At 64.2% G+C, this 14412-nt stretch carries 13 protein-coding genes; 7 read left to right on the top strand and 6 right to left on the bottom strand.

Translation table 11 applies throughout. The features are described 5' to 3' along the window. Positions 1–213: 213 nt before the first annotated feature. Positions 214–363 (top strand): hypothetical protein, encoded by a 150-nt coding sequence (locus GNZ21_RS09785; RefSeq protein ID WP_157323752.1) that lies wholly within the window; start codon positions 214–216, stop codon positions 361–363. A 67-nt stretch (positions 364–430) separates the two neighbouring features. Here GNZ21_RS09785 and GNZ21_RS09780 read toward each other — a convergent pair whose 3' ends face one another. Both GNZ21_RS09780 and hutG read right to left on the bottom strand, forming a co-directional pair. Beyond that, positions 431–1081 (bottom strand): IclR family transcriptional regulator, encoded by a 651-nt coding sequence (locus GNZ21_RS09780; RefSeq protein WP_188503722.1) that lies wholly within the window; start codon positions 1079–1081, stop codon positions 431–433. Between the two features lie 13 nt (positions 1082–1094). Further along, positions 1095–2111: a formimidoylglutamase gene (gene hutG, locus GNZ21_RS09775; RefSeq protein WP_157323748.1), complete on the bottom strand. Its 1017-nt coding sequence runs from the start codon at positions 2109–2111 to the stop codon at positions 1095–1097. Positions 2112–2265: 154 nt separating this feature from the next. On the opposite strand from hutG, the gene GNZ21_RS09770 reads away from it, so the two are divergent. From GNZ21_RS09770 to hutH, 4 genes are all read left to right on the top strand, one after another. After that, a complete protein-coding gene (locus GNZ21_RS09770) occupies positions 2266–3957 on the top strand; it encodes a urocanate hydratase (protein WP_157323746.1) in 1692 nt (563 codons plus the stop codon). Positions 3958–4008: 51 nt separating this feature from the next. Continuing rightward, on the top strand, positions 4009–5343 hold the full coding sequence (locus tag GNZ21_RS09765; protein ID WP_157323744.1) for a YjiH family protein: 1335 nt from the start codon (positions 4009–4011) through the stop codon (positions 5341–5343). Between the two features lie 61 nt (positions 5344–5404). Next, positions 5405–6610 carry an imidazolonepropionase gene (gene hutI, locus GNZ21_RS09760; RefSeq protein WP_157323742.1) on the top strand — a complete coding sequence of 402 codons (1206 nt, stop codon included), beginning with the start codon at positions 5405–5407 and terminating at the stop codon, positions 6608–6610. After that, positions 6610–8205, top strand: coding sequence for a histidine ammonia-lyase (gene hutH, locus GNZ21_RS09755; protein ID WP_157323740.1), 1596 nt, complete (start codon positions 6610–6612; stop codon positions 8203–8205). Before hutI ends, hutH begins: the two co-directional genes overlap by 1 nt. A 15-nt stretch (positions 8206–8220) precedes the next feature. On the opposite strand, the gene GNZ21_RS09750 is transcribed toward hutH, so the two are convergent. The 4 genes from GNZ21_RS09750 to sdhC form a co-directional block, all read right to left on the bottom strand. Beyond that, positions 8221–9009 (bottom strand): succinate dehydrogenase iron-sulfur subunit, encoded by a 789-nt coding sequence (locus GNZ21_RS09750; RefSeq protein WP_157323738.1) that lies wholly within the window; start codon positions 9007–9009, stop codon positions 8221–8223. Further along, entirely contained in the window at positions 9009–10796 is a 1788-nt protein-coding gene (gene sdhA / locus GNZ21_RS09745) for a succinate dehydrogenase flavoprotein subunit (protein ID WP_157323736.1), read from the bottom strand. Before sdhA ends, GNZ21_RS09750 begins: the two co-directional genes overlap by 1 nt. A gap of 83 nt (positions 10797–10879) precedes the next feature. Beyond that, positions 10880–11389, bottom strand: a complete 510-nt coding sequence (locus GNZ21_RS09740) for a succinate dehydrogenase hydrophobic membrane anchor subunit (RefSeq protein ID WP_157323734.1) — start codon at positions 11387–11389, stop codon at positions 10880–10882. Between the two features lie 3 nt (positions 11390–11392). After that, positions 11393–11797, bottom strand: coding sequence for a succinate dehydrogenase, cytochrome b556 subunit (sdhC, locus tag GNZ21_RS09735; protein WP_268234854.1), 405 nt, complete (start codon positions 11795–11797; stop codon positions 11393–11395). Positions 11798–12022: 225 nt separating this feature from the next. Here sdhC and GNZ21_RS09730 point away from each other — a divergent pair, with 225 nt between their 5' ends. Both GNZ21_RS09730 and GNZ21_RS09725 read left to right on the top strand, forming a co-directional pair. Next, positions 12023–13177, top strand: a complete 1155-nt coding sequence (locus tag GNZ21_RS09730; protein ID WP_188503721.1) for a mannose-1-phosphate guanylyltransferase — start codon at positions 12023–12025, stop codon at positions 13175–13177. Next, a complete protein-coding gene (locus tag GNZ21_RS09725; RefSeq protein ID WP_157323732.1) occupies positions 13167–14405 on the top strand; it encodes an amidohydrolase in 1239 nt (412 codons plus the stop codon). The genes GNZ21_RS09730 and GNZ21_RS09725 overlap by 11 nt, the downstream gene beginning before the upstream one ends. Positions 14406–14412 lie beyond the last annotated feature (7 nt).

The following is a 14412-nucleotide window of genomic DNA, read 5'->3' as shown; positions in this document are numbered from 1 at the left end:
AGTTCATCGGCGGGATACGTACAAGAACAGGTGGGCAGATCTCATGGCCACCACCGGGCAGTTTCACTGGCCATCAGTGGGCAGTTCCGTGGCCGCCTATGGGCAGTGTTTCATGGCCGCTTACAGACAGCCGAGCTGCGTAACCGGCCGCGGTGACGGTGCGTCATTGACTGAGGCAAGTTACTGGTAGCGTCGGCCCCTATGAGAAACTGAGTGGCGCTGATCGTCTATCCGCACTTCAGCCTCCAGGAGGTAGCCACTACAACCGCGATCTTTCGCTGGTACGGCGGGGATGTCAAGCATCGACTGTCGCCGGAAGGGCTCAAGCAGTTTCACGAAGCGTTCGCAGACCTGCTGCAGTAGAGAGGTAGAGGGTGGGCTCGGTGAGTTCAGCCCGGCGCTGCACAGCGCTTGCAGCTGGCCTAACTGGCTACTCATCCCCTAATGCCTCAGAGACTCTTGCCGTCGCTTCCACCAGCGCGATCCCGCAGGCACGTTGTCGCTGCTCGTCCAAGCGGTAGGTGGGAACCAGAGTGCTCATCGCGGCAACTACGTGACCTCCTGCAGAGATGGGGGCACAGATCGCAGTGACATCGTCCTCCACTGTATTCTGCAGCACCACGTAACCGGTCTCCGGCGTCTCACCGCGGAGCACCTGTCCCGCAGCGGAGCCCTCCATCGGAACAGTGCGCCCTACCCAGTTGGTATGGCGTACAGAAAAGGTCCCCTCAACGATGGCGATGTACATCGCCGTCTCATGAAGACCGGGAACCGAAAGATAGACCGATTCCCCCGTGGCGTCTACCACGGACTCCATCGGCTCATGACTCAGCGGAATCAGCATCTCGCGACTGAACGTTTTGGCGCCTAATCTGATCAGCCACGGGCCTGGCCGGAACATTCCGTCCTCAGAGCGGGCAAGGAATCCTGAAGACTCAAGGGTCCGCATCAACCGCAGCGCAGTACTGGCTGAGAGGTCAGCCTCCCGAGCTGCTTCAGCCAAGCTGGCATTGCCTTGCTCGCACACCGCGGCCAACAGAGTCAGGGCGCGCTGAACAGTACGGGTGGAAGACTCCGGCATACACTTTCTCTCATCAGATGTGAACGCTGTACATTGTACGGACTGCCTCATCGATCAGCCGGGCAGCAGTCCTGGCAGTCCGTTGATCCACATCAAGCGCAGGGTTGAGCTCTACCACGTCCAGGAGTCGTAGCTTTCCGCTGGAGGCTGCGGCGCGGACAGCAGCCGCGATGAGACCGGTGTCGACACCCAGCGCTGCCGGGGCTGAAACTCCTGGGGCAACTGCTGCAGGAAGGACGTCAAGATCAATGCTGAGATAGAGCACATCTACCTCGGCGGCGAACTCCTCTACGAAGGCCCTCACCCCTGAAGCGCCGGCTTCCGCGCATTCCACATCAGTCATCCAGTGCGCCCCCAGCTCCCGGGCCCGAGAGAAGAGGACACCAGTGTTGGCAGGCTGCGCTATTCCCAACACCGCATAGTTCAGGGGAGCTTGGCCGGCTTCCTCTTCAGCTTGGGCCATTTGCAGGAACGGGGTGCCGGAGGTGGGCCGATCCTCCCGGCGCAGATCGAAATGTGCGTCCAGGTTCAACACACCCCACCGGAGTGGTCTGAAGGCTGATCCCAGCAGCTCCGACCTGCGGAGCCCAAGGTAGGACGCCCAAGCTGTTTCGTGTCCGCCGCCAAGGATGACGGTCAGAGACGTGCCGGGCGCGTCGAGTGCCGAGGCAATCACCCGGCCGGCCGCCGCCTGACCATCTTCCAGACCAGTGCCTTCCACGACAACGTCCCCATGGTCCGCCACTCTCAGCTCGCCGGAGGCCAGGGGGCCGTGTACCGCCGCAGCAGCCAGGGCCCTGCGCAGCGCAGCCGGCCCCTGTGCGGCGCCCTGCCGCCCTCCGTTGCGTCGCACACCTTCGTCGGAGCAGAACCCCAGCACCCGGATCTGGGCCGGTTCAAGCCGGGGTTCATCGGTGTTGGCGCTGCCGGGCTCCTCGGCCGGACGAACAGCAGAATGCCACCGTGCATGCTCCGATCCCTCCCCATCGTCTCTCCCTGTCCAGGGTGCTGCCGAAACGAACCTGCTCATAGAAACTCGCCCTACTTTTGGTCTCGGGAACGGGTGCTCACAGAAGATTCTGTCACCCAAGGCTTGCATGTAACCCAGATCATAGTTGTATTGTATGAAATGTGTATGTCATGCAGTGAAATCTTTACATTTCTCGACCGTGGAAAGGCTCCCGATGACTTCAGGCTTCACCCAGCACGACCCCTCCCGACAGATCAGGGCTCCGCGAGGATCCCAGCGATCGGCAAAGTCTTGGCAGACCGAGGCTCCGCTGCGCATGCTTATGAACAACCTCGATCCCGAGGTCGCCGAACGTCCCGAGGATTTGGTCGTCTACGGCGGTACTGGACGGGCCACCCGCAGCTGGGAGGCATATGACGCGATCGTGGAGACGCTCAAAGATCTCGAAGAGGACGAAACTCTGCTGGTCCAGTCCGGTAAGCCGGTGGGCGTCCTCCGGACGAACACGTGGGCCCCACGGGTGCTGATCGCCAACTCCAACCTGGTCGGCGACTGGGCCACCTGGTCCGAGTTCCGCAAGCTGGAGGCCGAGGGGCTGATGATGTACGGGCAGATGACCGCCGGCTCTTGGATCTACATCGCCACCCAAGGCATTCTCCAAGGCACTTTCGAGACCTTCGCCGCCATCGGGCGAAAGCGCTTCAATAACACTCTCGCCGGCACACTGACCCTCACCGGCGGCTGTGGAGGTATGGGAGGCGCACAGCCGCTGGCGGTGACCCTCAATGGGGGAGCGGTGCTCATCGTGGACGTCTCAGAGGAACGCCTGAACCGCCGAAAGTCCAAACGCTACCTCGACGAGGTGGAGACCGATCTCGAGACAGCCCTGGCCAAGGTCGCCGCAGCGAAGCAGGAGCAGCGGGCGCTGTCGGTGGGGTATGTGGGCAACGCGGCCGAAGTCTTCCCAGAGCTGCTGCAGCGCCAGAAGGCCGGGGACGTCTCCTTCGACATCGTCACCGATCAGACCTCGGCCCACGACCCGTTGTCCTATCTGCCTGTGGACTACACCGTGGAGGAGTGGCAATCTGCGGCCGAAGAGGACCCGACCGGTTTCACCAAGAAAGCTCAGGAGTCCATGGCACGTCACGTGGAAGCCATGGTGGGTTTCCAGGACCTCGGCGCCGAGGTCTTCGACTACGGCAACTCCATCCGCGATGAAGCCCGTGCTGCCGGTTACCAGCGAGCATTCGATTTCCCCGGGTTCGTCCCGGCATACATCCGACCGCTGTTCTGCGAGGGGCTGGGTCCGTTCCGCTGGGTGGCTCTCTCCGGAGACCCAGAGGATATTCGTGTCACCGATGAGGCCATCAAAGAGCTCTTCCCAGAGAATAAGCACCTGCACACTTGGATCGATGCGGCAGCAGAGTACGTCGAGTTCGAGGGCCTGCCCGCCCGGATCTGCTGGCTCGGCTACGGGGAACGCCATAGGGCCGGACTGCTGTTCAACCGACTGGTCGCAGAAGGGAAGGTCAAGGCACCGATCGTCATCGGCCGTGACCACCTTGATTCTGGATCAGTGGCTTCCCCCTACCGTGAGACGGAGGCGATGCTCGACGGTTCGGACGCCATCGCAGACTGGCCGCTGCTGAACGCGCTGACCGCCACCAGCTCCGGGGCGACCTGGGTCTCGATCCATCACGGCGGGGGAGTGGGTATCGGCAGGTCCATCCATGCCGGCCAGGTGGGCGTGGCTGACGGCACCGAGCTGGCTGCTGCCAAGCTCGAGGCGCTGTTGACCAATGATCCAGCCATGGGCGTCATCCGGCACGTCGACGCCGGCTACGAGCGCGCGGCTCAGGTCTCCGCCGAGCGCGGAGTCCGCATCCCGATGAGCCCGGCCGGCTGATGACAGGCTCACTTCACCAACCTCCCCTTGAGAGACCGTAAGCGAGAGATCATGACCACAGCAGAAACTCCCCCGACCACCCCTGCGCGGCCCCCGGCTGTCTGGCGGTTCTTCCTCTACAGCGGCATCGGCGTCTTCATGTTCTTCGTCCCGATCACCATCGGTGAGAACAGCACGATCCCCCTGGATCACCTCGTGACCTTTCTGCGCGAAGGGCTCGGCGACGCCGACAGGTATGTCGCGCTAACCCTGATCGCCGCCGGCACGGCCTACCCGTTCGTCTCAGGCCGGTGGCGGCAGTCACCGCTGCGGACAGTCTTCGCTTTCCTCAACATCCTTGGGTTGGTGGCCGGGTCAATGATTGTCTCCGACTACGGACCGGGGTGGCTCTTCGACCCGGATCTGGGGCCGTTCCTCTACAATGCCCTGGTCATCCCGGTGGGGCTGCTGGTGCCTGTCGGCGCAATCTTCCTGGCCCTGCTGGTCGGCTACGGGCTCATGGAGTTCCTCGGGGTGCTGCTGCGGCCGGTGATGCGTCCGCTGTGGCGAACGCCGGGACGCTCAGCAATCGATGCTGTGGCCTCCTTCGTGGGCAGCTACTCGGTCGGGCTGCTGATCACCAACCGGGTGTACAAAAGCGGGCGGTACAACGCCAAGGAGGCAGCGATCATCGCCACGGGGTTCTCCACGGTCTCCGCCACCTTCATGATCGTGGTGGCCAATACCCTGGACCTGATGGGCATCTGGCTCTGGTACTTCTTCCTCACCCTGGTGGTGACCTTCGCAGTCACCGCTATCGTGGTGCGCATCCCGCCGCTGCGCACTATCGGTGAGGACTACTATCCCGGCGTCGAGCCCAAACCGGAGGAGAAGATCACCAACGGTCGGGTCAACGCGGCCTGGGGTGAGGCCGGTCAGGCACTGCGTACTGCTCCGCCGCTGTGGAAGAATGTGCTGACAAACTTCCGAGACGGTCTGCTGATGTCGATGCAGATCCTGCCCTCCATTATGTCGGTGGGGCTCATCGGACTCGTGCTGGCACTTCACACCCCGGTCTTCGAATGGATCGGCTATCTCTTCTACCCCTTTGCCTGGGTCGTCCAACTGCCAGACCCGGGGCTGGCCTCCACAGCTGCCGCAGTCGGCGTGGCTGAGATGTTCCTGCCGGCTACGCTCGTAGCCGGCCACGAGTCCGAGGTGCTGCGACTGGTCATCGGCGTGCTGTGCGTCTCGGCAGTGATCTTCTTCTCCGCGATGGTGCCCTCGGTGCTGGCTACAGAGATTCCGGTGAAGCTCTGGCACATGCTTGTCATTTGGTTCCAGCGTGTTGTGCTGTCGCTGGTGATCGCCACCCCGCTGGCCTATCTCATCGTGGCTCTCACATGAGGACTGACCAGAAAATCTTCTCAACCTTCACACCACAGCTTCGCTGCGAGAGGAGCTCGCTATGACCACCACGCTCATTACGAATATTGGGGAACTGGTCACAGTGGATCAGGCTGACCGGGTGCTGCGTGATGCGGCCCTCATTATCGAGGGCGGCCGCATCGCCTGGATCGGATCCGCTGACCAGGCCCCCCCGGCCGACGAGAGGTTCGACGCCGCCGGCCGGACTGTGCTGCCCGGCTGGGTGGACTCCCACACCCACCTGGTCTTCGACGGCGATCGCAGTGAAGAGTTTGAAGCTCGGATGGCGGGGGCCGACTACGTGGCAGGTGGGATCAGCACCACGGTGGAAGCCACGCGGAAAGCCTCCGACGCACAGCTGAAGACCCTGGTGAGTCGACGCATCGCTGAGGCTGTCGCAGGGGGGACCACTTACCTGGAGACGAAGACCGGCTACGGACTCAGCCTGGATGAGGAAGCCCGGCACGCCCGGCTGCTGGACGAACTGCGACAGGCAGGTGAGGTCGACGCCGTCACCTACCTGGGTGCCCACCTCGTTCCTCCGGGTGAGAAGGCGGAGTCCTACACCGCCCTGGCAGCCGGCCCCATGTTGGAGGCTGTCAGCCAGCACGTCCAATGGGCCGACGTCTTCTGCGAGGAAGGAGCCTTCACCGCCGACCAGTCGCGGCAGGTGCTCAGCGCAGCGAAAGAGGCAGGCCTCGGACTGCGAGTTCACGGAAACCAGCTCGGCCAGGGCCCCGGTGTGCAACTGGCCGTGGAGCTCGGCGCAGCCAGCGTCGACCATGTCAACTACCTCAGTGAAGCTGACATCGAGGCACTGCAAAGCACCTGGGCGGGCTGGGACGCCGGGCAGGCCGAAGGCACCCCCGGGACCACGGCCACATGCCTTCCTGCCTGCGACCTCTCCACCCGTCAGCCCCTGGCCCCGGCCCGGCAGCTGCTTGACGCAGGAGTCGCCATCGCGCTGGCCTCCAACTGCAACCCCGGCACCAGCTACACCACCTCGATGAACTTCAATGTCAGCACAGCCGTGCTGCAGATGCGTCTGAGCCTCAAGGAAGCCATCCGTGCCGCCACCTTCAGCGCCGCGGTCTCTCTGGGGGCTCACCACGAAGTCGGCTCTCTCGAAGTCGGCAAACGTGCGGACCTGCACATGCTGGACGCACCCAGAGCCATCCATTTGGCCTACCGTCCAGGGATGCCGATGACGTATGCAGTGTGGCGCAAGGGGCAGCGCCTGCGCTGATGGAACCACTCCCACCGAAGAACCCCGGACCCGAAAGGAAACCTGTGGAAGCCGTCATTCTGAACCCCGAGACGCTGAGCCCGGCGGAGGTCGTGGCAGTGGCCCGATTCGGTGCCCGGGTAGATATCGACCAGGACACGCTCCGCGGCGTCGCTGACTTCCGAGGAGCAGTCGAATCCCTCGCCGGCCAGGACCGCCCGGTCTACGGGGTGTCCACAGGTTTTGGGGCGCTGGCCCAACGGCATATCCCACAGCCGCTGCGCGCCCAGCTGCAGAAGTCTCTGGTCCGCTCCCACGCTGCCGGGATCGGCCGGCCCGTTGAGCGGGAAGTGGTCCGCGCTCTGATGCTGCTGCGCGCCAAGACCCTCGCCTCCGGCCGGACCGGAGTGCGGCCACAGGTGCTGACCACCTACCTGGACATCCTCAACGCCGGCATCACACCGGTAGTGCCCGAGCACGGCTCCCTGGGCTGCTCCGGTGACCTGGCTCCCTTGGCGGCATGCGCCCTGGTGACGATGGGAGAGGGTGAAGTCCTGGACAGCCAGGGGCGCTCGATGCCCGCCGCTGAGGCGCTCGCCGAGGCCGGCATCCCGCCGGTCGAGCTGGCGGAGAAGGAAGGCCTGGCCCTGATCAATGGGACCGACGGCATGCTGGGGATGCTCATCCTTGCACTCCGGGATATGGAGAACCTGCTCACCGCTGCAGACATTTCGGCTGCGATGAGCGTGGAGGCCCTCCACGGAACCGACCAGGTCTTTCTGCCGGAGCTCTTCGAACCGCTGCGTCCGCACCCGGGTCAGACATTGAGCGCCGGCAATATGAGAAACCTCCTGCGGGACTCTGGGATTGTGGCCTCACACCGAGACTCGGACCATCTGGTGCAGGACGCCTATTCGCTGCGGTGTGCACCCCAGGTGACCGGCGCCGCCCGGGACGCTCTGGAGTATGCCTACCGGGTGGCCTGCCGGGAGCTGCGCGCAGCCATCGACAATCCGGTCGTCCTGGACTCCGGGGGTGTTTCATCCAACGGCAATTTCCATGGTGCACCCCTGGCGCACGCCCTGGACTTTCTAGCTATCGTGGCAGCCGATGTGGCCTCGATCGCCGAACGCCGAACCGACCGGCTGATGGACACCAGTCGGAACCAGGGACTCCCACCGTTCCTCGCCGACGATCCCGGTGTCGACTCCGGCCTGATGATCGCCCACTACACTCAGGCTGCACTGGTCTCGGAGACCAAACGACTGGCAGCGCCGGCCAGTGTGGACTCCATCCCCAGCTCAGCCATGCAGGAGGACCACGTTTCAATGGGATGGTCCGCCGCGCGGAAACTGCGGCAGGCCCTGGAGAACCTTACCGCGGTGCTCGGCGTGGAGATCTGCGCAGCAGCCCGGGGAATCGACCTTCGACAGGCCGCCCCATCGCCGGCCACCGGCGCAGTGCTGGAGACGCTGCGCACCCGCATCCCCGGCCCAGGGGCCGACCGGTTTCTGGCCCCTGAGTTGGCAGAAGCCACAGAGCTGGTCGCCTCCGGCAGCGTCGTCGCGGCTGCAGGTTCCGTGGTCGAACTGAGCCACACTGTGTCGCTGGACTGATCCGCCGCCGCTGCCTCAGAGTGAGCGGGCGATGATCGCCGTCTTGACCTCCTGGATGGCCTTGGTGACCTCGATGCCGCGGGGGCAGGCCTCCGAGCAGTTGAAGGTGGTGCGGCAGCGCCACACGCCCTCCTTGTCGTTGAGCACCTCCAGGCGCATGTCCCCGGCGTCGTCGCGGGAGTCGAAGATGAACCGGTGAGCGTTGACGATGGCCGCCGGTCCGAAGTACTGGCCGTCGGTCCAGAACACCGGGCAGGAGCTGGTGCAGGCCGCACACAGGATGCACTTGGTGGTGTCGTCGAACCGGGCCCGGTCCTCCGGGGACTGCAGCCGCTCCGCAGAGGGGGCGGGGGAGTTGTTGATCAGGAAGGGCATGATCTCCCGGTAGGACTGGAAGAACGGCTCCATGTCTACGATCAGGTCCTTCTCCACCGGCAGGCCCTTGATCGCCTCGACGACGATCGGCTTGGAGGTGTCCAGGTCCTTCAGCAGGGTCTTGCATGCCAGCCGGTTGCGGCCGTTGATCCGCATGGCGTCGGAACCGCAGATGCCGTGGGCGCAGGAGCGGCGGAAGCTCAGGGTGCCGTCGATCTCCCACTTGACCTTGTGCAGGGCGTCGAGCACGCGGTCGGTGCCGTACATGGTCAGCTGCCATTCGTCCCACCAGGCGTCCTCGGCGCGCTCGGGGTCGTAGCGGCGGACCTTCAGGGTGATGGTGAACTCCTGGATGGCTCCGGCGCCCTCTCCGGATTCCGCCAGGTCCACCTTGGAGGCTGGCTCTTGCTCAACAGTTGCAGTGCTCATCAGTACTTACGCTCCATCGGCTCGTAGCGGGTGAAGATGACCGGCTTGGTGTCGAAGCGGATACCCGTCACACCCTCGGTCTCGGCGTCGGGATCCTTGTACAGCATCGAGTGCAGCATGAAGTTCTCGTCGTCGCGCTCCGGGAAGTCCTCCCGGTAGTGCCCGCCGCGGGACTCCTTGCGGTGCAGGGCAGCCACCGTCATCACCTCGGCCATATCAAGCAGGAAGCCCAGCTCCACGGCCTCCAGCAGGTCCAAGTTGAACCGGCGGCCCTTGTCCTGCACGGTGATCTGCTTATACCGCTCCTTCAGCTCGGCGATCTTGTCCAGGGCCTCCTTGATGGTCTCCTCGGAGCGGAACACCTGCATGTTTAGGTCCATGGTGTCCTGCAGCTCAGCGCGGATGGTGCCCACCCGCTCCGAACCGCTGGCCTCGCGCAGCATGCCCAGCTGTTCGGTGACGAAGGTCTCAGGCGACTCCGGGATCTCAACGAACTCGGCACCCGTGGCGTACTCGGCGGCGTAGATGCCGGCGCGTTTGCCGAAGACGTTGATGTCCAGCAAGGAGTTGGTGCCCAGGCGGTTGGATCCGTGCACTGAGACGCAGGCCACCTCGCCGGCGGCGTAGAGGCCGGGCACCACAGTGTCATTGTCCTGCAGGACCTCAGCCTTGATGTTGGTGGGGATCCCGCCCATCGCGTAGTGGCAGGTGGGGAATACCGGCACCGGCTCAGTATGCGGCTCCACCGCCAGGTAGGTACGGGCGAACTCGGTGATATCCGGCAGCTTGGCGTCGATGTGCTCCGGCTCCAGGTGAGTCAGGTCCAGCAGCACATAGTCCTTGTTGGGGCCGCAGCCGCGGCCCTCACGGACCTCCTGGGCCATGGAGCGGGCCACAATATCGCGCGGGGCCAAGTCCTTGATGGTGGGGGCGTAGCGTTCCATGAAGCGCTCACCCTCGGAGTTGCGCAGGATCCCGCCCTCACCGCGGGCCGCCTCGGAGAGCAGCACGCCCAGGCCTGCCAGGCCGGTGGGGTGGAACTGGACGAACTCCATATCCTCCAGCGGAATGCCCGCCCGGTAGGCGATGGCCATACCGTCGCCGGTCAGTGTGTGCGCATTGGAGGTGGTCTTGAAGATCTTGCCCAGCCCGCCGGAGGCGAAGACCACCGACTTGGCCTGGAAGATGTGCAGCTCACCTGAGGCCAGATCATAGGAGACCACACCGGCCACCCGCTTCTGCTTATACGGGGTGCCGTCCTCGCGGGTGGCATCCTCCTCCACGGTGATCAGATCCAGCACGTAGTACTCGTTATAGAACTCCACATTATGCTTCACGCAGTTCTGGTAGAGGGTCTGCAGGATCATGTGCCCGGTGCGGTCAGCGGCGTAGCAGGCCCGGCGCACCGCGGCCTTGCCGTGATCGCGGGTGTGTCCGCCGAAGCGGCGCTGATCGATCTTGCCCTCCGGGGTGCGGTTGAAGGGCAAACCCATCTTCTCCAGGTCCAGCACCGCGTCGATGGCCTCCTTGGCCATCACCTCTGCGGCGTCCTGGTCCACCAGGTAGTCACCGCCCTTGACGGTGTCGAAGGTGTGCCACTCCCAGTTGTCCTCCTCGACATTGGCCAGGGCGGCACACATACCGCCCTGGGCGGCGCCGGTGTGGGAGCGGGTGGGGTAGAGCTTGGTCAGCACCGCAGTGCGTGCGCGCTGGCCGGACTCAATGGCGGCACGCATCCCTGCGCCGCCGGCGCCGACGATCACAACGTCGTACTTATGAACCTGCATGTTCTTCTTCGGCTCTCTTTTCTTAGGTGCGTTGGAGTGCTTGGTGCTGGTGCGCAGCTACCTGCGCTGCGGCGTCGTCGTCATCAATTCACCGCTGTCTCGCAGAAGCTGGGTGCATACTCGAGCAGGTTGCCGGCCTCGTCCACCAGGCAGGGCTCGAAGGTGAAGATCACAAGGGTGCCCAGGATGATGATGACGGTGGAGGCTAGGTAGAGGATGGACTTCAGCGCAAGCCGGGTGGAGTCCTTCTCGGCGTAGTCGTTGATGATGGTGCGCATGCCGTTGGCACCATGAAGCATCGCCAGCCACAGCATGGTCAGGTCCCAGAACTGCCAGACCGGGTTGGCCCATTTGCCGGCCACGAAGGCGAAGTCGATCTGGTAAATACCATCGCCGACCATTAGGTTGGTCCACAGGTGGACGAAGATCAGGATGACCAGGGCGGCCCCGGAGACCCGCATGAACAGCCAGGCCCACATTTCGAAGGCACCCTTGGAGGGGTTCGAGCGCAGGTACTTGGGATCGACCCGGCCGGAGCGGGGGGCCTCGGTGCCCTGGCTCGGCAGTGTTGCCTCAGAGTTGGTGGCAGTCATCGCTTAGAAACCCTCCCAGCCTTCGAAGAAGATCATCAGGTGGCGCACGGAGAAGGCCACCATGGTCACCAGCCACAGGGTGAGCACGGCCCAGAGCATCTGGCGGTGATAGCGGGTGCCCTGCTTCCAGAAGTCCACCAGGATGATCCGCAGCCCGTTGAATGCGTGGAACACGATGGCGCCGACCAGGCCGATCTCGCCGAGAATCATGATGGGGTGCTTATAGGCACCGATCACTGCGTTGTACGCCTCGGGGGAGACGCGGACCAGCGAGGTGTCCAGGACGTGGACCAGGAGGAAGAAGAAGATGCCTACGCCGGTGATCCGGTGCCCCACCCAGGACCACATGCCTTCGCGGCCCTTATAGAGCGTCCCCCTTCCGCCCGGGGTGCTTTTTGTCTGCGTCACTTGGGTTTACCTTTCGATGCGTCGTCGCACGTAGTTGCCCACCATCCTAATCTTTTGCCGGCCCAGCTGTTTTCTACAACGTGTAGAAATCGGCGGGATCGGCCTGCTGGCCGTTCATCGCTCAGGGCATGCTCCGGCGAGCCTGAGGGTCCGCCTCAGCTGGATGGGTGCCCAGAATCGTGCTGCGATCTCCGCAGACCCGAGGTTGGCGCTACCCTAGGACCAGTGACTTCTGCCTCTGATTCCGTAACGGCCGCGTTGGCCAGGTTCCATGCGGTGATTCCTGCCGGTGGGGTGGGGACCCGGTTGTGGCCGCTCTCCCGGGCGGATGCGCCTAAGTTCCTTCATGACCTCACTGGTTCAGGCACCACCTTGATCCGTTCCACCTACGAGCGGCTGGTCCCGCTAGCTGGAAACAATGTGATGGTTGTCACCGGAGAGTCCCATCACGGGGCGGTTACCGGGCAGATCCCGGAGCTGCGTGCCGGGGACCTGGTCCTAGAGCCTGAGCCGAAGGACTCCGCGGCTGCCATCGGGCTGGCCGCAGCCATCCTCGATGCCCGGGACCAGGCCGCCGGACGCACCGGGGATACCGGCACGATTATGGGTTCCTTTGCCGCGGATCATGTCATCGCCCCGGTCTCTGTGTTCCAGGGCGCAGTACGCGAGGCGGTGGCCACTGCTGCTACGGGCAAGATCGTGACCATCGGGATCAAACCCACCCACCCCTCCACCGGATTCGGCTACATCCGGCAGGGAGATACCTACGAGGTCGCTGGAGCACCACATGCTCACCACGTGGTGGAGTTTGTGGAGAAACCCGAAGAAGCGGTGGCCCAGGACTATGTCGCCAGCGGGGACTACCTCTGGAATGCCGGGATGTTCGTAGCCCCGGTCGCTGTGATCCTGCAGCACCTGGCCGCAGCCGAACCTGAACTGCATGCTGGACTCACTGAGATCGCAGCAGCCTGGGGTACTGAGCATCAGCACCAGATGCTGACCCGTATCTGGCCGGGGCTGCCTAAGACCGCCATCGATTACGCAGTGGCTGAACCAGCCGCTGATGCCGGTGATGTGGCAGTCATCCCCGGCTACTTCACCTGGGACGATGTAGGTGACTTCGCCGCTATCGCCCGGTTGAACCCCGCCGCCCAGCAGGAGGGCATGACCGTGATCGGCCCCAAGGCCAGGGTCTATTCCGAAGATGCCAGCGGCGTGGTGGTCTCAGACACCAAACGAGTGGTAGCACTGATCGGTGTGGAGAACATCGTTGTGGTAGACACTGAGGACGCACTCTTAGTCACCACCACCAACCATGCTCAAAACGTAAAGAAAGCGGTGGAGGCGCTGAAGGAGAAGGGAGACTCAGATGTCCTATGAGGCCGAGGCCATCGATGTGACCGCGCGGGTCGACGCCGAGGTGGACCGCGCCACCCGGGCTGAGGTCACCGCAGCTGAGATCATCGATGAGCTGGAGGACACCCTGATCGAGTTCAGGCGGGATCTGCACGCCCATCCGGAGCTGTCCTGGCAGGAGGAGCGCACCACTGAGCAGATCGTCGCCAGACTCCGTGAAGCCGGCCTGGAGCCGGTCCGGCTGCCGGAGACCACCGGCTGCTATGTGGATGTTGGGCCCGCCGAAGCGCCCATCGCCGCGGCCTTCCGAGGCGACATCGACGCGCTGCCGATCATCGAGACCACGGGCCTGGAATACGCCTCCACCACCGAGGGGGTGGCGCACTCCTGCGGCCATGACATCCACACCACGGTGATGCTGGGCCTGGCATGGACCCTGCAGCGTCTTCGCCCGGAGGCACGGGTCAGAATCATTTTCCAGCCCGCGGAGGAGCAGTTCCCCGGCGGCGCCCAGGAAGTGGTCAAACACGGTGTGCTTGAGGGTGTGCCAAAGATCTTCGCCCTGCACTGCGACCCCAAGCTGACCGTCGGGGCGATCGGCACTCGAATCGGTCCGATCACCTCAGCCTCCGATCTGGTGCGGGTGGAGGTCACCGGCCGCGGCGGCCACACCTCGCGGCCCCATCTGACCGAGGATGTGGTGGGCGCCCTGGGGCATATCGCCACCAGCGTGCCCGCAGTGCTGGCCCGGCGCATCGATGCTCGCAGCGGAGTCTCCCTGGTCTGGGGGCACATCCATGCCGGGAATGCGGCCAATGCAATCCCCTCCGAGGGCACCCTGCACGGGACCATGCGGATCCTGGACGCCGATGCATGGAAGGAGGCCGGCGGAGTGCTGAGCCCGGTGGTTCAGCAGGCGGCGGCAGCCTACGGCGTGGATGTGAACCTGGACCATGTGCGCGGGGTGCCTCCGGTGGTCAATGACGAAGCCTGCACCGGTATTGTGGACCGCGCCGCCAAGCGGGCCCTGGGCGAGGACTCACTAACCCTGGCCGAGCAGTCCATGGGTGGGGAGGACTTCGGCTGGATGACCCAGGAGGTCCCAGGCTCTATGTTCCGGCTGGGCACCAAAACCCCAGGCGGGGAGTCCTATGACCTGCACCGCGGCGACTATATTCCCGACGAACGTGCCATCGCGGTGGGCGTGAAGGTTATGGCCGAAGTGGCGCAGGCCCGCCTGGCGGCTCGATAGGCTAGGT

The sequence above is a fragment of the Nesterenkonia alkaliphila genome (genome assembly GCF_009758175.1).
Classification (GTDB): Bacteria; Actinomycetota; Actinomycetes; order Actinomycetales; family Micrococcaceae; genus Nesterenkonia; species Nesterenkonia alkaliphila.
This window is presented reverse-complemented; position numbering and strand designations above follow the sequence as displayed.

Excerpts from the sequence above, each read along its gene's own strand:
- GNZ21_RS09780 (WP_188503722.1), bottom strand. The coding sequence starts at position 1,081 with ATGCCGGAGTCTTCCACCCGTACTGTTCAGCGCGCCCTGACTCTGTTG.
- hutG (WP_157323748.1), bottom strand. The coding sequence starts at position 2,111 with ATGAGCAGGTTCGTTTCGGCAGCACCCTGGACAGGGAGAGACGATGGG.
- GNZ21_RS09770 (WP_157323746.1), top strand. The coding sequence starts at position 2,266 with ATGACTTCAGGCTTCACCCAGCACGACCCCTCCCGACAGATCAGGGCT.
- GNZ21_RS09765 (WP_157323744.1), top strand. The coding sequence starts at position 4,009 with ATGACCACAGCAGAAACTCCCCCGACCACCCCTGCGCGGCCCCCGGCT.
- hutI (WP_157323742.1), top strand. The coding sequence starts at position 5,405 with ATGACCACCACGCTCATTACGAATATTGGGGAACTGGTCACAGTGGAT.
- hutH (WP_157323740.1), top strand. The coding sequence starts at position 6,610 with ATGGAACCACTCCCACCGAAGAACCCCGGACCCGAAAGGAAACCTGTG.
- GNZ21_RS09750 (WP_157323738.1), bottom strand. The coding sequence starts at position 9,009 with ATGAGCACTGCAACTGTTGAGCAAGAGCCAGCCTCCAAGGTGGACCTG.
- sdhA (WP_157323736.1), bottom strand. The coding sequence starts at position 10,796 with ATGCAGGTTCATAAGTACGACGTTGTGATCGTCGGCGCCGGCGGCGCA.
- GNZ21_RS09740 (WP_157323734.1), bottom strand. The coding sequence starts at position 11,389 with ATGACTGCCACCAACTCTGAGGCAACACTGCCGAGCCAGGGCACCGAG.
- GNZ21_RS09725 (WP_157323732.1), top strand. The coding sequence starts at position 13,167 with ATGTCCTATGAGGCCGAGGCCATCGATGTGACCGCGCGGGTCGACGCC.